General features: G+C 44.1%; 18 protein-coding genes. 8 read left to right on the forward strand and 10 right to left on the reverse strand.

Annotation, left to right across the window (positions count from 1 at the left end):
* Nucleotides 1-9 precede the first annotated feature (9 nt).
* Both GJS45_RS18685 and GJS45_RS18690 read right to left on the reverse strand, forming a co-directional pair.
* Nucleotides 10-1,392 carry a DUF4270 family protein gene (locus tag GJS45_RS18685; protein WP_235954864.1) on the reverse strand — a complete coding sequence of 461 codons (1,383 nt, stop codon included), beginning with the start codon at nt 1,390-1,392 and terminating at the stop codon, nt 10-12.
* Nucleotides 1,352-2,164 (reverse strand): glycogen/starch synthase, encoded by an 813-nt coding sequence (locus tag GJS45_RS18690; RefSeq protein WP_162343395.1) that lies wholly within the window; start codon nt 2,162-2,164, stop codon nt 1,352-1,354. Before GJS45_RS18690 ends, GJS45_RS18685 begins: the two co-directional genes overlap by 41 nt.
* Nucleotides 2,165-2,293: 129 nt before the next feature.
* On the opposite strand from GJS45_RS18690, the gene panC reads away from it, so the two are divergent.
* The 6 genes from panC (at nt 2,294) to GJS45_RS18720 (ending at nt 7,539) form a co-directional block, all read left to right on the forward strand.
* On the forward strand, nt 2,294-3,151 hold the full coding sequence (gene panC / locus GJS45_RS18695; protein ID WP_162343396.1) for a pantoate--beta-alanine ligase: 858 nt from the start codon (nt 2,294-2,296) through the stop codon (nt 3,149-3,151).
* 8 nt (nt 3,152-3,159) lie between these two features.
* The gene (gene panD / locus GJS45_RS18700) at nt 3,160-3,507 is read left to right on the forward strand and encodes an aspartate 1-decarboxylase (RefSeq protein ID WP_162343397.1); all 348 of its coding nucleotides are present in this window, start codon (nt 3,160-3,162) and stop codon (nt 3,505-3,507) included.
* The gene (locus GJS45_RS18705) at nt 3,504-4,514 is read left to right on the forward strand and encodes a lysylphosphatidylglycerol synthase transmembrane domain-containing protein (RefSeq protein WP_162343398.1); all 1,011 of its coding nucleotides are present in this window, start codon (nt 3,504-3,506) and stop codon (nt 4,512-4,514) included. Before panD ends, GJS45_RS18705 begins: the two co-directional genes overlap by 4 nt.
* Nucleotides 4,515-4,537: 23 nt before the next feature.
* Complete coding sequence (locus tag GJS45_RS18710; protein ID WP_162343399.1) at nt 4,538-5,230, forward strand: zinc metallopeptidase; 693 nt, start codon at nt 4,538-4,540, stop codon at nt 5,228-5,230.
* 99 nt (nt 5,231-5,329) lie between these two features.
* A complete protein-coding gene (locus GJS45_RS18715; RefSeq protein WP_162343400.1) occupies nt 5,330-6,469 on the forward strand; it encodes an acyl-CoA dehydrogenase family protein in 1,140 nt (379 codons plus the stop codon).
* A 140-nt stretch (nt 6,470-6,609) separates the two neighbouring features.
* Nucleotides 6,610-7,539 carry a helix-turn-helix domain-containing protein gene (locus GJS45_RS18720; protein ID WP_162343401.1) on the forward strand — a complete coding sequence of 310 codons (930 nt, stop codon included), beginning with the start codon at nt 6,610-6,612 and terminating at the stop codon, nt 7,537-7,539.
* On the opposite strand, the gene GJS45_RS18725 is transcribed toward GJS45_RS18720, so the two are convergent.
* The 3 genes from GJS45_RS18725 to GJS45_RS18735 are packed head-to-tail and all read right to left on the reverse strand — an operon-like array spanning nt 7,522 to nt 8,967.
* Nucleotides 7,522-8,301: a geranylgeranylglyceryl/heptaprenylglyceryl phosphate synthase gene (locus tag GJS45_RS18725; protein ID WP_162343402.1), complete on the reverse strand. Its 780-nt coding sequence runs from the start codon at nt 8,299-8,301 to the stop codon at nt 7,522-7,524. The two genes, GJS45_RS18720 and GJS45_RS18725, sit on opposite strands and share 18 nt — an antisense overlap.
* The gene (locus GJS45_RS18730) at nt 8,285-8,617 is read right to left on the reverse strand and encodes a hypothetical protein (RefSeq protein WP_162343403.1); all 333 of its coding nucleotides are present in this window, start codon (nt 8,615-8,617) and stop codon (nt 8,285-8,287) included. The genes GJS45_RS18725 and GJS45_RS18730 overlap by 17 nt, the downstream gene beginning before the upstream one ends.
* 8 nt (nt 8,618-8,625) lie before the next feature.
* Nucleotides 8,626-8,967, reverse strand: a complete 342-nt coding sequence (locus GJS45_RS18735; RefSeq protein ID WP_162343404.1) for a phage holin family protein — start codon at nt 8,965-8,967, stop codon at nt 8,626-8,628.
* Nucleotides 8,968-9,233: 266 nt separating this feature from the next.
* Here GJS45_RS18735 and GJS45_RS18740 point away from each other — a divergent pair, with 266 nt between their 5' ends.
* Nucleotides 9,234-9,860 carry a DsbA family oxidoreductase gene (locus GJS45_RS18740; protein ID WP_162343405.1) on the forward strand — a complete coding sequence of 209 codons (627 nt, stop codon included), beginning with the start codon at nt 9,234-9,236 and terminating at the stop codon, nt 9,858-9,860.
* Nucleotides 9,861-9,920: 60 nt separating this feature from the next.
* Nucleotides 9,921-11,408, forward strand: a complete 1,488-nt coding sequence (crtD, locus tag GJS45_RS18745; protein WP_162343406.1) for a 1-hydroxycarotenoid 3,4-desaturase CrtD — start codon at nt 9,921-9,923, stop codon at nt 11,406-11,408.
* On the opposite strand, the gene GJS45_RS18750 is transcribed toward crtD, so the two are convergent.
* The 5 genes from GJS45_RS18750 to GJS45_RS18770 all read right to left on the reverse strand — a co-directional run bounded on the left by GJS45_RS18750 (nt 11,384) and on the right by GJS45_RS18770 (nt 19,712).
* A complete protein-coding gene (locus tag GJS45_RS18750; RefSeq protein WP_162343407.1) occupies nt 11,384-12,784 on the reverse strand; it encodes an MltF family protein in 1,401 nt (466 codons plus the stop codon). The genes crtD and GJS45_RS18750 overlap by 25 nt on opposite strands.
* A 118-nt stretch (nt 12,785-12,902) precedes the next feature.
* Nucleotides 12,903-14,225, reverse strand: coding sequence for a TolC family protein (locus tag GJS45_RS18755; RefSeq protein ID WP_162343408.1), 1,323 nt, complete (start codon nt 14,223-14,225; stop codon nt 12,903-12,905).
* Nucleotide 14,226: 1 nt separating this feature from the next.
* The gene (locus GJS45_RS18760; RefSeq protein ID WP_162343409.1) at nt 14,227-17,289 is read right to left on the reverse strand and encodes an efflux RND transporter permease subunit; all 3,063 of its coding nucleotides are present in this window, start codon (nt 17,287-17,289) and stop codon (nt 14,227-14,229) included.
* Nucleotides 17,290-17,294: 5 nt separating this feature from the next.
* Nucleotides 17,295-18,371 carry an efflux RND transporter periplasmic adaptor subunit gene (locus GJS45_RS18765; protein WP_162343410.1) on the reverse strand — a complete coding sequence of 359 codons (1,077 nt, stop codon included), beginning with the start codon at nt 18,369-18,371 and terminating at the stop codon, nt 17,295-17,297.
* Between the two features lie 360 nt (nt 18,372-18,731).
* Entirely contained in the window at nt 18,732-19,712 is a 981-nt protein-coding gene (locus tag GJS45_RS18770) for a fasciclin domain-containing protein (RefSeq protein WP_162343411.1), read from the reverse strand.
* Nucleotides 19,713-19,724 lie beyond the last annotated feature (12 nt).

Here is a 19,724-nt window from a genome sequence, read left to right on the forward strand (position 1 = left end):
GGTATGTTGTTACCTGATTCTGGTATAATAAACTTTTAATTTAATATTTTCTTTCGGCAGCTTGAATTCCCGAAGCGAGCGCTTGAAGGCATCTGAGGTTACCGGATTTCTTTCTGTGCTGGGAATATTGGGGTACAAGAATAAATCCGTTCGCACCAATCCGGAACGGTATATCGCATTTACGTAGGAAGTAATCTGATTGGCATACAACCGGTCTTCGGGATTATATATCAACCCGGTTTGATTGTTGGTGGTCGGGACCACATTCCCTTCCGGATCCAGGCCTGTATGCCCCTGCCCTTCGGCTTGAATGGCAACTTTTGCTCCATCAAACCTACGGTAGATTTCATTATCTTCGGTGGCAAAATACATGACCAAGGGATTGTAGGGAGCTTTAAATTCAGGATATTCCTCAACTGGTCCTACCTCCAGCATGATCTGGTTGAAGGTTATGTTTTCGAGTGTATCCAAAAACCCATGTAAAGCACTCATGTCCAGTTTGACCATAAGTCCCAAACCGGCCTTCGTACCAACTCGTTCTCCAGGCACCTCATATGCTTCTCCTCTTTCTACGACAGAACTAATGGCCGAACCCTGCCGGTCATTTAAAATGCCGTTAAAATGACGGGATTGAATGGTATTGATTGGATAAGCGGTAGACACCGTATCTCCATCGTAATGGTAATACAAAACCATACCCGTTCCGCTTCCGGTAGCAAGAGAAAGCGATGTGTTTTGCCCGGGATCACCTGTGATGGCAATGCCTGGAAAATAATCCCGAAAGGCAAAAATATCGTCGAAGGCCGGATCGTCAGTAGTGAGCTTTTCAAAAAGTTCGGCAGACAGATCCGGAGAAACGTCCATTCGGAGTTGGTTTACCGTATCCGGTTCCAAGAGAAAGGATCCGGAGGCGATGGTTTTGTCCTCCTCAAATGAAAGGTGATTGAAGTTGTAATAGGCCGTGTCAAGGATTGGTTCGGTGAGCCGGTGTACCCGGAACGCTTTTTCTTCGTCAAAATCTTCGCCTATCAAGTCCACCACATTCATGGTGAATACAGCAGAATCAAATAAGGCATCGGGCTCCGGGGGGATGCCGTTGGGATTAAAAGAAAGCCGGCTATACCCAATGGCTTGGGTGGTCCCAAAGAACTCACTCTGGTCACCCCCTACCAATAGCCTACCTTGGCTGGTGGTATTGAATGAATCGGCAAGAACCAAATAAGGAGAAAGGGGTATTTCTTCATAGAAAACCCCTATCTGATTTGAATCCGGTTCCAGCACCAATCCAATCTCGGATGGGTCGGAGCAAGCACTTGTGAAAATGAGTAAGGCGATTAAAAATCCATGGACGTTAGCCAGCAAGGTCCGTGTAGATATTGTAATAACTTTCAAAAAGCTGGTCTTTTTCTTCACTGTTAATTTCAAACTGCTTGTCTTTTGATGATTCCTGTATCATGGCGGTCAGGCTTTCGGAAATATCCTCACCCTTAACGACAACATCTGCATATTCCATTCCCAATTTTAGAAATCCTTCATAATCTTTGGACTTCAGAGGGGCCAGGAGCTTGTCGTCAATGTCTACCATTTTTATTTTTTCAAACAAATCGTCCCCAAATTTATGACTAAATCCGTTATTATAAATGGCGAATACGGATTTTGTTTCTTTGAAAAGGGGCTCGTTCTTGTAGGTTGTTTTCAAGTACAAAGGTATCAAACTGGTCATCCAGTCGTTGCAATGCACCACATCAGGTGCCCAGCCTAGTTTTTTGACCGTTTCCAGTACCCCTTTGCAAAAGAAAATCGCTCGTTCGTCATTGTCTGCGTAAAACTTATTTTGCTTATCAAAGAAAACGCTTTTCCGCTGAAAATAGTCTTCATTATCGATGAAATAAACCTGTAGCTTGGCATTGGGAATGGATGCCACCTTGATAATCAGTGGCTTTTCCTCTTCTCCCACAGAGATATTGATTCCGGAAAGCCTCACTACCTCATGCAACCTATTCTTTCTTTCGTTGATTAATCCAAACCTGGGAACCAAAATTCGAATTTCCATTCCTTTTTCCTGCATTGCCTGAGGCAAGGCCCTCACAAAATTAGCTACTTCTGAAGTTTGAAGAAAAGGATTGATTTCACTTGCTACGTAAAGAATACGAAGTTTAGACATATCTAGTGTGTTTTGTTAAAGGGATATAACGGGACTACAAAATTACAAAAAAAATCAGCAAATCCCATTGTTTTTATTCAGAATAATATACTTTTGCACCTATTTTCCTAAACTATCCCAACGCATCACTTGGAGAAATTTGACACCATACCCGCTGTCAGACAGCATGTAAAGAGATTAAAAGGCCTGGGAAAGTCCATAGGGCTGGTGCCTACCATGGGAGCCCTTCACCGGGGCCATTTGGAATTGATTCGCCGATCAAAAAAGGAGACGGAGGTAACCATTGTCTCCATATTTGTTAATCCCATCCAATTTAACAGCCCGGAAGATCTGGCAAACTATCCAAAAAACCTGCGTCAGGATATGCAAATGCTTTCTGAGGAAGGGGTCGACCTGGTTTTTATCCCGGATGAACAGGAAATGTATCCGGAAGCGGTCAGTACCGAATTCGATTTCGGTCCTATCGAACAGGTGTTGGAGGGGCGATTTCGTCCCGGTCATTTCAATGGTGTAGGCATCGTGGTTTCCAAACTCTTTCATATCCTACAACCTGATCGGGCTTATTTCGGTCAGAAAGACCTGCAACAAGTAACCCTGATTCGAAAGCTTGTCAAGGACCTTTCTTTTCCTACCTCCGTTGTTACGGTGGCTACCGTAAGAGAAGAAAGCGGACTGGCGCTTTCCTCCAGAAATCTTCGGCTTTCGGAGAAGGGAAGAAAAATTGCTCCCCTACTTTACGAAACCCTGCTTTTTTGCAAAGAGGAACTATTGAAAGGACAAGATTGGTTATCCCTTAAAAATGAGATTATCGAACGAAAACTTCGGCCTGCATCCATTGAGCCGGATTACCTGGAATTGGTAGAATTAAGCAGGTTTTCATTGATAAACTCCCCAATTCCGCATGTCCCTTTCGCCATTTGCATTGCTGCTTACATAGAAAATATCCGTTTAATTGACAATATTGTCATCAGCGAGAAGCAGAATTAACCTTTGTCATGCACATTCAGCTATTAAAGTCGAAAATACACCGGGTAAAAATAACCCAGGCCGAACTTCATTATGTGGGCAGCATTACCATCGATGAGGACCTGATGGATGCCGCCAATATTATTGCCAATGAGAAAGTTCAGATTGTCAACATCAATAATGGGGAGCGCCTCGAAACATATGTCATCAAGGGCGAAAGAGGCAGTGGACAGGTTTGTCTCAATGGGCCGGCTGCCCGTAAAGCCCAGGTCGGAGACATTGTGATCGTCATTTCTTATGCCAGCATGGATTTCGAAGAGGCGAAGGGCTATCAACCGATCGTGATTTTCCCAGACGAACAAAACCGGCTGATTTGAATAGAAAATTAAAACGGGGACTCCAACTGACCCTACCCCTGCTTATTGCTGTGGGTATTTTTTACTTTCTGTATAAAGACCTGGAAAAAGAAACGATCCTCTCGGCCTTGAGAGAAACGGATTTGTTTTGGCTGGGAGCTTCACTATTTGTGGGTCTCATCGGTTACCTGCTCCGTGCCTGGCGGTGGAAATTGCTGATTGCCACACGAGAAGCCGTTTCGGTAAAAACAGCCCCTGTATTTTGGGCACTTATGTTGGGATACCTGATCAATTTACTGGTGCCCAGAGCCGGAGAATTGGCAAGGTGCGGGGCAGTTACTCGGGTTTACCCCATTTCCACAGGCAAATTAATTGGAACAGTCGTTTTGGAACGAACCATAGACCTGGCTTTTATGGTCTTGATGGTCACCCTGGCATTTCTGCTCCAAGGAGCTGTGTTTTTGGAGATCTTTGGCCTGCTGGTTTCTATTTCTGCTTTGAGCCAGTTTGTTCAGAGCTATTTTGTGCTAGGGATGGTGATATTGCTTGGCATAGCGGTCGCTCTTTACCTCGGGTATTTAAAATTCAAAAACCACCGCCTGGCGGGGAAAATTAGACAGTTTTTGCGACAATTTGTCAGTGGCATCGAGACGGTTTACCAAATGAAAAATCAATGGGGCTTTTGGACTGCCTCTTTACTCATTTGGTTAATCTATTTTCTAATGATGTATTGGATCGCGCTTGCCATGCCCGCTACCAACTCATTATCAATGGGTTCGGTATTAATGGTGTTGGTAATGGGCAGCATAGGCATGGTAGCACCGGTACAGGGCGGCATTGGCACCTTCCATGCCATGGTCGCCTTTATACTTTTGTTTTATGGTATTTCAGAGGAGCAGGGCAAGATATTTGCAATGGTGGTTCATGCTTCCCAAATGATAACCATTTTGGTATTGGGAGGAATCGGTTTGCTTTATTTTTTACCAAAAAGAATAAGTAACCTTAGCGAAGAAAGAAACGTTTATTAGCAAGAAAATAATTAAACAAAAAAATGGGAATTATATTAATAGTAGTGGTATTCGGTATTTTGGGTTACGTTGTAAGTAACAAGCTCAAAAGTAAATTCAGGAAGTATTCTGAAACATCCCTGAAAGCCAATCTTTCCGGTAAAGAAATAGCGGAACTGATGTTGGCAGATCATGGTATTCACAATGTGAGTGTCAATTGCGGGGAAGGTCAGCTATCTGACCATTACAACCCCATGAACAAATCAGTGAATCTGAGTCCAGATGTGTATTATGGTAGAAACGCCGCTGCTTCTGCAGTAGCTGCCCACGAGTGTGGTCATGCGGTTCAGCATGCCCAGTCTTATGCCTGGCTGAAGCTACGATCCGCTCTGGTACCCATTCAGAACATCAGTGGGAAGATTCTAAACTTTGTATTAATTGCTTCGCTTTTCGGTGGTATTGCGCTACTCGGACTTCCTTATGAAGCCGTAGGCATCATAGTCGTAGGTTCCTTTAGCATGCTGACCTTGTTCAGTCTGGTTACCTTACCCGTAGAATTCGATGCCAGCAACCGTGCCCTGGCTTGGGTAAAGGAGCGTAATATCGTGACACCTCAGGAATACGGCATGTCTAAGGATGCCTTAAAATGGGCTGCCATGACGTATGTAGTAGCTGCCCTTGCTTCTCTGGCAACGCTGGCTTATTATTTCTTTATTTTCTTCGGCGGAAGGGACTAAAAACCAATATTTTACCATAAAATTAAAAGGGGCAATGATTGCCCCTTTTTTTGTTTTTAGCGTATTACTAATAGCAACTAACCTTTAATCCCCTCGTTTATGGATTTCGATTTGACCGAAGAGCACCTGGCTGTAATGGAGGCTGCCCGGGAATTTGCAAAGACTCACCTGTTACCCGGTGTCGTCGAAAGGGATATCCAAGCCACATTCCCTAAGGAACTAACAGCGATGATGGGCGAAATGGGCTTTATGGGTATGATGACTCGACCTGAATATGGCGGAGGGGGAATGGACACCATTTCCTATGTACTGGCCATAGAGGAGATTTCCAAAATCGATGCGTCTGCCGGTGTAATCATGTCTGTCAATAATTCCCTGGTATGCTGGGGAATTGAAAAATATGCGAGCGAGCAACAAAAAAAGAAATACCTGATCCCTTTGGCAGGCGGAAAATTACTGGGAGCCTTCGCCTTGTCCGAGCCAGAAGCTGGATCTGATGCTACTTCTCAAAAGACCACCGCCGAAGACATGGGAGATCATTACCTGCTCAATGGAACAAAAAACTGGATCACCAATGGAAATTCTTCTGCTATCTGTTTGGTCCTGGCACAAACCGATCCATCCAAGGGGCATCGGGGCATGTCTGTATTTATAGTGGAAAAAGGATGGGCAGGATTTGAGGTGGGCGTTAAGGAAGACAAAATGGGCATCCGGGCATCCGACACCCATTCACTGATGTTTACCAACGTCAAAGTCCCCAAAGAAAACCGAATCGGTGATGAGGGTATTGGATTCCGGTATGCGATGGAAACCCTGGACGGGGGCAGAATTGGAATCGCTGCGCAGGCACTTGGCATTGCGGAAGGAGCTTACGAAAGGGCCCTGAACTACTCCAAAGAGCGAAAAACCTTTGGTAAACCCATCTGTGAACACCAGGCCATTCAATTTAAACTAGCTGACATGGCTACAGAAATTGAAGCGGCCCGACTGCTGTGCTACGAGGCCGCCTTTGCCAAAGACCGGGGAAGGGATTACTCAAAATGGAGTGCCATGGCCAAATTGTACTCCTCAAAGGTGGCGATGGAAGTCACTTCAGAGGCTATTCAGATCCACGGAGGATATGGATATGTGCGGGAATACCAGGTAGAACGCATGATGCGGGACGCGAAAATTACACAAATCTATGAAGGCACTTCAGAAATTCAAAAAATAGTTATATCGAGAAACATTTTAAGATAATTGTATAAGCTGTGGATTTTTAAAAATATATATTAATTTTCATATCGAAATTTAGTTTATTCTAATTTTTTATCTATAATTGTCATCACAAATCAGAAAAAAAATATACTTTTACAAAAATAAACCTAAAGGCACTGATCATGGAATATTACAATAAGGTGATTGAGTCGGTTGGGGTAAGGTACGTTAAAGGAAATAACTTCAAGATAGAGCGGCCAGTAACCATCACCGACTATGCAGATTCTGAAAACACAGCCATCCTGCTTCACAGGGGTTCGCTTAACTTCGGGGATGACCAAGAATCTGTTAATGAAGGGGAAATACTTTTTATACCTGCTGGAAGGTCTACTCGTGTTTCTTTTGGTACCGTAACCAAGAGAAATGAAACCAATAACGAAAGTTTCCTGGAGAATAAGAAAAAATACCTACAGACCATTAGCTTTAAAGACATCAAAAACGTGGAGGACGATTGCATCACCTCCGTTACGTTTGAAGCAAAGGTTTTTGATGTAGTCAATTTCTTTAATTCCTTGGGCATACCTGCCTTTGTCATTCGATTCAATGACCGAATTGCTTCCATTCTGGAAGATGTGGTAAAAGAATCCGAGCAGAATACACCGGGTAAAGAACGGGTTATCAAGCTGTACACAGAGCTTTTAGTGGTAGAATTAGTTCGCCATATCCTGAAAAACAGGCTATTTGTGGAAGAATTATCGACCAACAGCACCTACTTCAAAGACCCCAGACTCATCGACATGTTCAATTACATCAAAAAGAACATTGGAGGAGATCTTTCCAACAAGGTATTGGCAAAAGTGGCCAATGTGTCCGAAGATTATGTGGGACAGTATTTCAAGATGCTCACGGGTATCAACCCTCAGGACTACATCGAATACCAACGAATGGAAGCAGCGGTAGAATTGTTAAGGACCACCAAGAAAAGCATTCGGGATATTGGAAAAGAAGTAGGGTATAAGGATACCGCCTATTTCTGCCGAAGATTTAAAATGATGTACGGACTTCCTGCAGGGAAAATGAGAAGAAGAGAATCTTTAATTAACGTTCAATGAGGCGTTATAACATCGCAAAAAATGAAAAACCTCGGCTATCAGTTCGGGGTTTTTTTCTGCCCCATTCCCTATGACTAACAAGTCTGCGCCCGCCTCCCAGGCATTTTGTGCTTTGGATAGGGAATTAATACCGCCTCCTACGATGAGCGGGGAGCCAATACATTTACGAACTGCCCGGATCATTTCCGGCGGAACCGGAAGGTGGGCACCACTTCCGGCATCCAGATAAAACAGCGACAAGCCCAGGAATTTTCCGGCAAGTGCAGTCGCTACCGCTAAATCTTCTTTATCCCGGGGAATCGGTATGGTTTGGCTAATGTACTCCACGCTCGTGGGCCGCCCTCCGTTTACCAACATGTAACCCGTGGGCAGGATCTCTAATCCACTCCTGGAAAGGGCGGGCGCAGCAAGAACATGTTGTCCTATCAATAATTCGGGGTTTCTTCCGGAAATGAGGGATAAAAACAAGATGGCATCTGCTTCTTCAGATACCTGCATGGCACTTCCGGGAAAAAGGACTACCGGTACTCCATATTCGTTAACCTGCTTCAGTTTATTTATACAGATCGCCAGCTTTTCCGGATTGACCAAACTGCCACCGACAAAAAAATAATCCAGCGGGAAGGAAGCATATTTTTCAGCTTGTTTCAGCCAGCGACCTTGTCTATCCATCTTTTCAGGATCGATCAGCAAGGCCAGACTTTTAGTCCCTTCCTTGCTTCGCTGATAAAGCAATTCCTTTAACTCAATTCTTTGATTCATCTTCTTTGCCCATGTTGGCTACAAAATTCTCTATCAGCCGGGCTTTACCGTAATCAAATGCCATCCAAAATAGCCTGTTCCGGATGTTTCGAAAGAAGGAGTACCCTCTTTTCTTTTTCTTTTTGATCTTCTCTTTGTGTTCGTCACGCTTACCGCTTCTGGAAAGCAACTTTACCGATCCCACTGCCAGAAGCCCTCCGAGCAATGCAATGCCCGCTACTTTCACATAAACTTGCGAATCCTGTTTCAGTAATTCAAGTTGTTTCTGAAGCGTCTGCTCCAGCTCCTCCGATTGCCTTTTTAATGCCTCATCCATTATCAGTCTCAGTCCTTTTTATTATCAAATAAAAACACGTATTTGGAAAGCGAGTTTTTTAATAGCTTTTGAAAAAAGGAGGCATTTCTTATCAGGTACAAGACAATAAAGAGTGCCAAATATATTCCCGTCAGTAACAAAAAGCCCACGGAACTGCTTCCATAAATCTCACTAAAATAAAAGGCCAGAGAGATACTGCCAAATAGCAGGATAAAAGATGCCGACAAGACCATCATCACCAATACCCCCACTCGGGCGGCCATGCTGCTGATCTGATCGGCTATTTCAGATTTTATGATATTAAACCTTACTTCAATTAGTTTCTTTAGGGTAGAAATGATTTCCATCATATCGATTTAGTGGTGAATGATCTCATATACAAATTAAGTTACTATTTTACCTCACAAAAACCTTGCTATTGGTAATATAAAGAATCTTTTTCAAAAATTTCGACCAGAGAACCTGCTGCAGAAATTATTTTTCTCCGGTATAATCCGGGTATCCCGAATAGCAAAATCTACACCGAAGTAAGAACCCATCCCAGCGACAAGGTGTTATCCCTTTGATCAAAGAAATCCTACGGTAAAGTTGTCTAAAACAAAATTAAAATAATTCAATGACTATAGAAATTTGGAGTGACATTGTTTGCCCTTTTTGCTATTTGGGAAAGCGAAAATTAGAAAAAGCCATGGAGGAATTTGAACATCGGGATTCCATCGATGTGACCTATAAAAGCTATCAATTGATGCCCCATGTAAAAACCGAACCGGGACTTTCCATCAATGCGTTTCTTGCCAGAGAAAAAGGAATGAGTCTGGACCAGGCCCGGCAGATGAACGAGTACGTTACCGAACAGGCAGCCGCCCTGGACTTACGCTATCGCCTGGACAATGCCGTAGTGGCCAATACCTTCCGGGCTCACCGCCTGCTTCACCATGCAAAAAATCAGGAGAAGCAGGTAGAAACAAAAGAAAGACTTCTAAAAGCATACTTTACAGAAGGTAAAAATATCGACGATAGGAATACCCTGCTGGAATTGGCAACCGACATCGGCCTCACTGATTCCGAGAAAGTACTTGATAGCGATGAATACGCGTTGGATGTTCGTAAAGACATCCTGGAATCCCGCCAGTTAGGAGTGAAGGGCGTTCCATTTTTCGTCTTTGACAGAAAATATGCCATCAGCGGTGCCCAGGATTTGAGCGTGTTTTCCAAAACCCTGAAGCAGGCGTTTGAGCAATAAAAATGAAAAGATGCAAACGAAGAGAGATGAACTCTTTGGATTTCTTTTAGTTTTACCCTTATGAAAAACCAAGTAATCATTATTGGTTCAGGCATAGCCGGACTGGCCAGCAGCATCCGACTTGCCAATAAAGGATATCAGGTTCAGGTGTTTGAGGCGAATGCCTATCCCGGGGGAAAATTGGCTGAGATTAGGCAGGGTGGCTACCGGTTTGATACCGGGCCCTCTTTATTCACCTTGCCGGAACAAGTGGAAGAATTGTTCACCCTATCGGGTAAAAACCCTCCGGATCATTTCAGCTACATTAGGTTGCCTGTAAACTGTCATTATTTCTGGGAAGACGGAACCCACATAAAAGCCTATTCCGATACCGGTAAATTTGCTGAAGAAGTAGCATCGAAATTGGGGGAAAAACGCGAAAATATTCTTCAGGCTCTTGAAAATGCTTCCTTTATCTACAAATACCTTTCCCCCCTCTTTATGCACCGATCCCTACACCGGATCGGTACCTGGGTTGGCAGCAATGCGTTGAAAGCTTATGTACGTTTGGGTAAGCTAGGTTTGTTTCAAACCATGAACGAGTCTAACCAAAAGCAATTTACCCATCCTAAGATGGTTCAATTGTTTAATCGTTATGCAACCTACAATGGGTCCAATCCTTACCAAACGCCGGCCACCTTGAATATTATTCCCCACCTGGAATTTAACAGAGGAGCCTATTTTCCGGAAAAGGGCATGCATGCTATTACGGAAAGCCTCTACAAGCTAGCATGTGAACTTGGCGTTCAATTCCATTTTAACCAAAAAGTGGAGAAAATAGTCGTTGAAAAAAATCGGGCTAAAGGGATCCAGGTGAACGGGAAGGTTCATAAGGCTGATTTGCTGGTCAATAATATGGATATGGTAAATGCCTATAAAACCCTGCTTAAAGACCAGCAACAACCAACGCGTCTATTGCAGCAACCCAAATCAAGCTCGGCTTTGATTTTTTACTGGGGCATCAAAAAAACGTTTCCCGAACTGGACCTGCATAACATTTTATTTAGTGAGGACTATAAAGAGGAGTTTGACCATATCTTTTCGAAAAAAACGATTTATAGGGACCCTACCGTATACATTAACATCACATCAGTTTATAAAAAAGATGATGCCCCTGCCGACTGCATGAACTGGTTTACGATGATCAATGTCCCCAATAATCAGGGACAGGATTGGACACTGCTAACATCCCGTGCCCGATCAGCCATCATTGAAAAAATCAACCGTACTCTGAACACCGACATTGAACCACTAATTGAGGTGGAGGAACTACTCGACCCCATTACCATTGAAACAAAAACCGCTTCCGCAAATGGGGCCCTCTATGGAAACAGCTCTAATAATCGGTACGCTGCCTTTTTACGGCATGCTAATCACTCCCGGATTAAGGGTTTGTATTTTTGCGGAGGTAGTGTGCATCCGGGTGGAGGCATTCCGCTTTGCTTGTTATCTGCCAAAATAATGGCTGAAATGATTCCGGAGAATCAAGGATCAACCAACACTTTATAGGATTCATACAAACCATACACTTCCCGTACATAGCGGACAGTTACGTGCCCTTTGGCATAACCGCTTTTCACCCAGGGATCACGGTAAATTTCCGGTTGGGACTTCCTTTCCAGGTAATAGGCCACATTCTCCCAGCGGCGCGTATCCTTCCCATATTTGTAGGCCAATCGCCATGCATCCTGAACGTGACCATGGCCGACATTGTAGGAGGCCAAAATAAATTTTATCCGTTGGGTATTATCTGGCACCCTTTCCATCCAGAAACCATCCAGGTATTTCAGGTAGTTCACTCCCCCTCTTAAACTTTCATTGGGATTGTTAGGGTCCCTTACGCCAAAGCGTTGAAGGGTAACGGGCATGAGTTGTAATAAACCTACTGCACCTGCATAGGATACGGCGGAAGTATTAAACCTACTTTCTTTGTAAACAAGGGCAGAGAGAAGCCGCCAGTCCCAGCCCAGTTGGTCTGCGCCCGCTTTAATGATTTCATCGTAGGGAGAAATACTCCCACCTGAGACGGATGAAAAGGCTGAAGAGGACCGGTAGACGCTATTCTTTTTGTTGAGGAAATATTTATTGTATAGAATGGCCTGGTAGCCTGTTCGCTTGATTCGCTCCACCCATTCGTTGATTTTTCCCAATAATTCCGGAGAATTTTTCCTCACCGCCCAGGAAACAGGATTGGAGGGACTGACCATGAGACTGACATCAAGGTTGTCGTAATAAGTGGCATTTACCAGTGCGATATCATCATCTACTACGGTATAATCAATTTCTTCCCGCACAACCTGAGTAATCAGGTTTTCGAGGCTGGTGTTTTCTTCCTGAAGGGCAAAATCCAACCGAAGGGAATCCTGCAGTGCCGTTAACCGAGACTGGTATACCGTTCCCCTTTTAATGAAAACTTCCTTCCCGTCCAATTGCTTCAAGCTATCCAAATGGGTCTGATCTTTGCGTTGAACCAGAACGGTTTTCATTTGGCCCACCGGGTCCGTAAATGCGGCGTATTTTTTTCGTCGTTCGTTCACTTCAAAATTAATGGCAACAATATCTGCTCTTCCTTTATTCAACAACCGAAAGGCATCCTCCAGATCGTGTCTGACAATCAAACGCAGCCCTACTCCAAGTTGATTGGCCAGGTTACGAAGCATTTCAAACTCGTAGCCCATGGTCCTCCCCCGATAGATATAATAGCTGGTGGATGAATTATCCACAATAGCCCGTAAGTATCCTCTGCTTTTAATAGCATCAAAGTCAATTTCAGCGGGTGATTCCCAAAATTCAGGTTCGGTATCAGCATTTTCAGTGGGAGCACAGGCACTTATTCCGATGATCAGAAAAATCACCAACTGAAAAAAGAAACGAGTATTTGACATACAACAGGCGGTCCCAAAAGGACGTTGGTATATTCAATAATAGCTTTTTATCCTTAATAAAACAAAAAAGGCCTGTTGGATTACCCCAGGCCTTTTTTTCTTTACTTCCAAAAAAAACTTAATTTTCTGTTTCAGGGAAATAAATTTTCCCTGAAAGCCGCATTAATTCAATTTCATTTTCCTTGATTGCAAACAGAGACTCGATCAACCGGCTTTCTGCCTGCAATCGATTTACCTGTGCGTCACGGAATTCCAGGTAATTGGTAATCCCCAGCCGAAAACGATCCAAAGTGATATCTGCATTTTCAATCGCTACTTCGTAGTTATTTCTTTCGATTTCAAGCAGCCTTTTGCTATTTTGATACGTGTTGAAGGTCCGCTGCAAATCCGATAGCATCTGGTTTTCGTATTGCTCCATCAAATGCCTTTGGTTATTGATTTGAATCTTGGCTCCCTGAATTTGCCGGTTCAAAGAAAGACCACTGAAAAGATTTAAGCTAATGGTCGCCCCCAGGTTAATCCCCTGTTGTTCGTTGCTCAACAGAAATCCTGCGTCGGAATTCAGCGTATTATCATTGTAGGAACCATTTAAAGTGATGGTAGGTAAACGCTGCGCTCTCAATTCCTTGAGCTGTAGGTAGGCCACATTTTCCATGCGCTGAGTCACCAAAAACATCTTATTCTGGCTATAGGCATTTTCCCGCAACTCCTCCATGGATAGGTCCTCCTTGATGGTAATGGTGTCTCTCACTGCAAAATTATCATCCAAGCCCAACGCCAGTAACTCATTGAGGTTTACTCTGGAATTTTGAATCACCTGCTCCTGGGTTACCAAAGCAGTAAGGTCGGCATTATAATCTACCTGGGCGGCAAGAAAATCCCGCTTGGATGCCCTCCCAAATTCATATTGGGCTTTGGCAATTTCCAGCCTTTCATCAGAAAGCTCCAAGGTATTGTTCAACACATCATACCTTTGCTGCTCCAGAACCAACCTGTAATAGGCCGTTGCTATTGCCGCTACGGTGTTCTCAATCACCACTTTGGCCTCCAGTTCACTCACCTCTGCCAATTTCCCTAACCTTTGCAGGGCTACTACCGCGTCCGCACTAAACCCGTATATGGCTACAAGACTGTAATTATTGGTTCTTGTTTGCGCTCCGGGAATGATCCTGGGATTTTCAGGGTCATTGACAAAGGCCTGTTCGGTATCCTCTCGACGGTACCCCCTGGTATTGTTCACGTCGAGGGTTGGCATCAGCACACTGCTGCCTACCTTCCGGTCGTTTTCAGTCAACAAAACCTGGTTGGTGGCTATTTTAACGTCAAAGTTGTTTTCCAACCCAATCTCAACGGCTTTTTCAAAAGTCAATAATTCTTTTTCCTGTGCCAGAAGGCCGGAGGAAAAAACGATCAACACACTTAACAATAAAAATTTCTTCATACTAGACTCTTGCTAATCTGCCCTCTTTAGATGTCAAATAAGTATAAATGCCTGGAATTACAAACAGCGTCAGAATGGTAGCTAATAGCAATCCACCAATAACCGCCACGCCCATTGGCACCCTTCCTTCAGATCCGGCTCCAAGGGCCAGGGCAATAGGAAGAATACCCAAAATGGTGGATAAACTGGTCATCAAAATGGGCCTGAAACGAGCCGCAGCAGCTCCTTCTATGGCTTCAGAAATACTCATCCCGGCAGCTTTCCGCTGGTTGGCAAACTCCACTATCAGGATACCGTTCTTGGTGACCAATCCGATAAGCATAATGATTCCGATCTGACTAAAAACATTGAGGGTAAAGTCAAATACCCACAAGGAAAACAATGCTCCAAATATCGCCAGGGGAACCGTAAACATAATGGTCAGCGGATCCATAAAGCTTTCAAATTGGGCTGAAAGAACCAGGTAAATCAACACCAGGGCAAAGATAAAGGCAAATACCAAACTGCTGGAACTATCCCGGTATTCCTTGGACAAGCCAGCCACATCAGTGGAATACGTTTCATCTAACACTTCAGCAGCAATTTTATCCATTTCTTCCAGGCCTGTTCCCACCGTTTCGCCCGGTGCCAACTGGGCCTGCACGGTGGCACTGACAAAACGATTGAATCGGTAAAGCTGCGGTGGGGTGCTTCTTTCTGAAATGGTCACCAGGTTATCCATTTGCACCAGTTGCCCGTCCTCCCCTCTGACATAGAGCATTCGTAGATTGATGGGTTCATTTCTGTCTTCCAACCGCATTTCTCCAACTACCTGATACTGCTTTCCATTCATGATAAAATAATCGAAACGCTGACCGGAATAACTTAACTGAAGGGTTCTTGCTATTTCCTGAACAGATACCCCTATATTCCTGGCTTTTTCCCGGTCTATCTCCACTTCAATTTCTGGCTTGGTAAATTTCAGGTTGACATCCGAAAAGCTAAATGCCGAATTTTGACCTACCCTTTCCATAAAGACCGGAATAATCTCTTTTAATTTCTCCAACGTCTGCGCCTGAATGACATACTGGATGGGTAACCCCGCCCTGCGGTCGCCAATAGACGGTTCTTGTGCCCCAAAAGCCCGGACCGCTGTTTTGGTTTTCAGGTATTCCGAAACCTCATCAAAAATCTCCTGTTGGGACCTTGCTCGTTCTTCCGCATCTACGAGAGCTACCCGCACAAAACCTGAATTGGTACTAGCCGTTCCAAATCCCGGTGAGGTAACTGAAATCAATCCTTCTCTTTCCTCATCCGGCACCAAATTCATCAATTCTTCGGTCATTTCATCTATGACCCTGTCCATATAGCTAAAAGTGGCTCCTTCCGGTCCGGCAAGGTTGATCCTTATTTGTCCCCTGTCCTCTATGGGAGCCAATTCGGAAGGTATATCATTGAAAAGAAGGTAGGTACCAAAACCCATAATGGCCAATAACACGAAGGAAAGCCATTTTACTTTCATAAAACGGGATAAGGCTCCTGCATAAAGGTCATTCAACCACAAAAAGAAAGGTTCTGTTTTGGTATAAAGCCAATTTTTCTTTTCCCTTTTCTTAAGCAATTTGGAACTTAGCATGGGGGTCATGGTGAGGGCCACAAAAGAAGAAATGATCACCGCTCCGGCCACTACCACACCAAATTCCCTAAATAATCTACCCGTAGTACCGGTAAGGAAAATAACCGGTAAGAACACTGCAGCCAATGCTACGGTGGTAGCAATTACGGCGAAAAATATCTCCTCAGCACCCTTTTCAGCCGCTTTATCAGGGTCTTCTCCCCCTTCAATTTTTGTATAAATGTTCTCCAGTACCACAATGGCATCATCCACCACCAATCCAATGGACAACACGATGCCTAGTAAGGTAAGTACGTTGATGGAAAAACCTGCAAAATACATGATGAAAAATACGCCGATCAAACTGATCGGAATGGTCAGCACCGGGATGAACGTGGTCCTCCAATCCCGGAGAAAGATAAAAATGATCAGCACTACCAGCACAAAAGCCAGAAAGATGGTTTCCTGGACTTCACTGATAGAGCTCCGGATATATTTGGTGGTATCAAAACCGATTCCCAGTTTTATGTCTTCGGGCAAATCTTTTTGAATAAACTCCAATCTTCGGTAGAATTCATCCATGATTTCGATGCTATTCGAACCCGGAAGCGGAACGAGGGCTACCCCTACCATGGGTACTCCATCTCTTTTCAAAACCGTTCTTTCATTGAGAGGAGCCAATTCGGCATTGCCAATATCCTGAAATCGCACTACATTGTTTTCCTCTTCTTTGATAATCAGTCGGTTGAATTCCTCAGGAGTACTCATGCGGCTTCTGGTCCTGACCGAAAGCTCTATCGACTGCCCTTCAATACTTCCTGTAGGAAGTTCCACATTCTCGCTTTGTACCTTGGTAAGCACGTCCAGGGGAGTAATACCATAGGATGCCATCCTCAGGGGATCCATCCTCAACCTGATCGCATATTCCTTTTCTCCCCAGATCCGTATCTCACTTACCCCGTCGATGGTCTGAAGCCGCTCTTTAAAAATATTGGCTGCTATATCTGATAACTCCAGTAAGCTACGCTGATCGCTTTGGATATTTAGAAAAACAATTGGCTGGGTGTCTGCATCCTGCTTGGTAACGATAGGGGGTTCGGCATCGATAGGTAGGTTACGCCGAGCCCTGGAAACCCGGTCCCTAACATCATTGGCCGCCGCCTCCATGTCGGCTCCGACTTCAAATTCCACCGTGATGCTGCTTCCTCCATCGTTGGAGATGGATGTCAGGCTTTTGATTCCGGATATCCCATTGATCCCTTCTTCCAGGGGTTCTGTAATCTGGGCCTCTATTACATCGGCATTGGCTCCTACATAGGTGGTCCTGACATTAACCACCGGAGGGTCCACGCTCGGAAATTCCCTGACGCCCAGATAGGATATCCCTATTACACCGAAAATGATGATGGTCAAGGACATGACAATGGACAATACGGGCCTTCGTATACTGATAGTGGATAAACTGGACATGATGATCAATTAATTTGGTTGACGTTGACAGGCATCCCTTCACGGGCTTGCAATACACCGGTAGTTAAAACCAGCTCCCCCGGAGCCAGACCGTCTAAAACTTGAACCCTGGTATCCGTCCGTTGACCAATGGTCACCTTTCTGGATTCAATTTTCCCTTCATTGGCTATAAACACCTTATACCCCTCCAATTCGGGGATCAGGGATTCGGAAGGAATCATGATCGCATTGTCTATTTCATTTAATACCAACCGTACCCTTACAAACATCCCGGGCAAAAATTTCTTTTCCTTATTGGGACTCCTCGCCCTGATTTTTAGGGTTCTGGTCGCTGCATCTACATTGGGCTCTATGGCATACACTTTTCCCTCGGCCTCCTCACTGCTGTTGTTTGCCCTAAAGTAAACCAGTGAACCCTGTTTGATTTCATTGACATACCGTTCCGGAATGGAAAATTCGATCTTGATCGGATCCACATTGACGATATTGGAAATCACGTCCGTAGTTCCGATAACGCTTCCCTCGGAAACCTGCCGGAATCCCAATTCCCCATCAAATGGGGCACGAATAACCATCTTACTCAATTGCGCCTCAATAAGCCTTAAATCAGCCAGATTGGTATTGTACTGATTTAGGACAATGTCATATTCTTCCTGGCTGATCGCCTCCCGGGACAGCAATTCCTTCTGCCTGTTCTCCTGGCTTTCGTACAATTTTTTGGTATATCTCAGCCTTTCCCGCTGGGCATCCAGCTCCTCGTCATTCAGGTAAAGTAAGGGGGTTCCCTTTCTTACAAATTGTCCCTCATTGAAGGCTACCTTTTCTACCAGCCCGGCTACTTCCGGCCTTAAGGTGACAATTTCATTGGGAATCAAGGAACCGGTGATATTCAGGTTATTTTCCAGCTTTTCCTGCTTAAGTTCGACAACGTTCACCGGCAAACTGGATTGATTTTCACCGTTTTGCGAAGTGGCCGCTTTTTCCTCCCCCCCGCTTAAAATATCCATTCTGGGGTAAAAAAATAAGACGCTTATCACCAAAACGATGATAATTATCAAAATAATTTTGGTCTGTTTTTTCATTACGGGCGCTGGTATAAAATTAGTTTTAGTGGCTAAATCAGTACTATACAAGAATCAAATTTTCTCGCTTTTGTTTATCGTTTTGGAAATTAAAATTCTTTCATCTGCCTTTCTATATAAAAAAGCAACATTATCCTTCTGAAAACATTCCAACGAACTACTAAATTAACTGATATTTTTATTATAAGGAAATAAATAAACACGAGAGGCAAATCGAGAACACCAATGGCAGGCAATAAATGCCCGGTAATCGAGCAGATATCGGAGGTTCTCTCACATAAGCAGAAAATCAGGCCACCCTGCTTCAATCAAGGTGGCCCGATTACCATGTATTCTCAGTTGAAATTAAGGAATTCTATTTTAGTCAATTTCCCTAACAGGTAGCATCACCTTATCAATAATATGAACAAAGCCTGTTTGGAAAATATCATCATTCACGGTCACCTGGGTAGAAGATCCATGGTCTTCCCCATAGGTAAGCATCACATTCTCACTATCAATTGAAATCCTGGGCATAACCTCTCCTGCAAACTGAGGGGTCAGGGTCTGATTATTGGAAACATTTCCAGAGTAGACCAGATCGTTTACAATATGGTACCTGACAATCTCTTCCAATGCTTCTTCACCAACTATCTCAACCAACTCATCCAGAGACCCTGCTCCAATCGCAGTCAATAAATCTGCAAATGCTTGATTATTAGGGATAAATAATGTCCTGAAATTAGTAGACAATTGTGAATTCAGCCCTAAAAGTTCAACCACTTGCTTAAATACACTCAGCTCCGGATTTTCATCCAGGTAGGCTGTCATGGCATTTGACCTCGGGAGCAATACCTCATCAATCAGGTGTACCGTTCCATTTCCACTTTCAGAACGCAGGATATTGACGGTTTGGTTGTTAAATCTCACCTCGCCTCCGGATCGGTTGACAAAGATATTCTGGTCGGCATTGGTTTGAATGAAATTATAATTGGTCCGGTTTAGATCAGATTGCTTGATATTCGCCTCTGCGATATGATACGCCAGGACGTTCTCCAGACCCTCAATATTATCCGCCGATTCAAACCCATTTTCGGACATAAACGCTTCAATAGCGGCATCTGTAGGAGCAAAGACTGCCCGCTGGTCCTGGGTTTGCCTACTCACCAATAAAGGCAGCAAGCCTTCGCTATCCAGAAGTTCATTGAAGATACTCAACTCTGATTGGGCTGCAATCACATTGCTGAGAAGTTGGTCTTCGGTTCGCCCCGCTACAGGCTCCTCGTAATTTGCATCAATACAGCCAGCCATCAGTATGCCCGCTGCCAGAAGAAATAGGATATTATTAAACGTATGATTCATAATAGGAGTATT

It is taken from the genome of Cyclobacterium salsum, from assembly GCF_010119245.1.
GTDB lineage: Bacteria > Bacteroidota > Bacteroidia > Cytophagales > Cyclobacteriaceae > Cyclobacterium > Cyclobacterium salsum.

Coding starts and splice junctions, on each gene's coding strand:
- GJS45_RS18690 (WP_162343395.1), bottom strand. CDS start 2,164: ATGTCTAAACTTCGTATTCTTTACGTAGCAAGTGAAATCAATCCTTTT.
- panD (WP_162343397.1), top strand. CDS start 3,160: ATGCACATTCAGCTATTAAAGTCGAAAATACACCGGGTAAAAATAACC.
- GJS45_RS18710 (WP_162343399.1), top strand. CDS start 4,538: ATGGGAATTATATTAATAGTAGTGGTATTCGGTATTTTGGGTTACGTT.
- GJS45_RS18715 (WP_162343400.1), top strand. CDS start 5,330: ATGGATTTCGATTTGACCGAAGAGCACCTGGCTGTAATGGAGGCTGCC.
- GJS45_RS18720 (WP_162343401.1), top strand. CDS start 6,610: ATGGAATATTACAATAAGGTGATTGAGTCGGTTGGGGTAAGGTACGTT.
- GJS45_RS18725 (WP_162343402.1), bottom strand. CDS start 8,301: ATGAATCAAAGAATTGAGTTAAAGGAATTGCTTTATCAGCGAAGCAAG.
- GJS45_RS18730 (WP_162343403.1), bottom strand. CDS start 8,617: ATGGATGAGGCATTAAAAAGGCAATCGGAGGAGCTGGAGCAGACGCTT.
- GJS45_RS18735 (WP_162343404.1), bottom strand. CDS start 8,967: ATGATGGAAATCATTTCTACCCTAAAGAAACTAATTGAAGTAAGGTTT.
- GJS45_RS18740 (WP_162343405.1), top strand. CDS start 9,234: ATGACTATAGAAATTTGGAGTGACATTGTTTGCCCTTTTTGCTATTTG.
- crtD (WP_162343406.1), top strand. CDS start 9,921: ATGAAAAACCAAGTAATCATTATTGGTTCAGGCATAGCCGGACTGGCC.
- GJS45_RS18750 (WP_162343407.1), bottom strand. CDS start 12,784: ATGTCAAATACTCGTTTCTTTTTTCAGTTGGTGATTTTTCTGATCATC.
- GJS45_RS18755 (WP_162343408.1), bottom strand. CDS start 14,225: ATGAAGAAATTTTTATTGTTAAGTGTGTTGATCGTTTTTTCCTCCGGC.
- GJS45_RS18760 (WP_162343409.1), bottom strand. CDS start 17,289: ATGTCCAGTTTATCCACTATCAGTATACGAAGGCCCGTATTGTCCATT.
- GJS45_RS18765 (WP_162343410.1), bottom strand. CDS start 18,371: ATGAAAAAACAGACCAAAATTATTTTGATAATTATCATCGTTTTGGTG.
- GJS45_RS18770 (WP_162343411.1), bottom strand. CDS start 19,712: ATGAATCATACGTTTAATAATATCCTATTTCTTCTGGCAGCGGGCATA.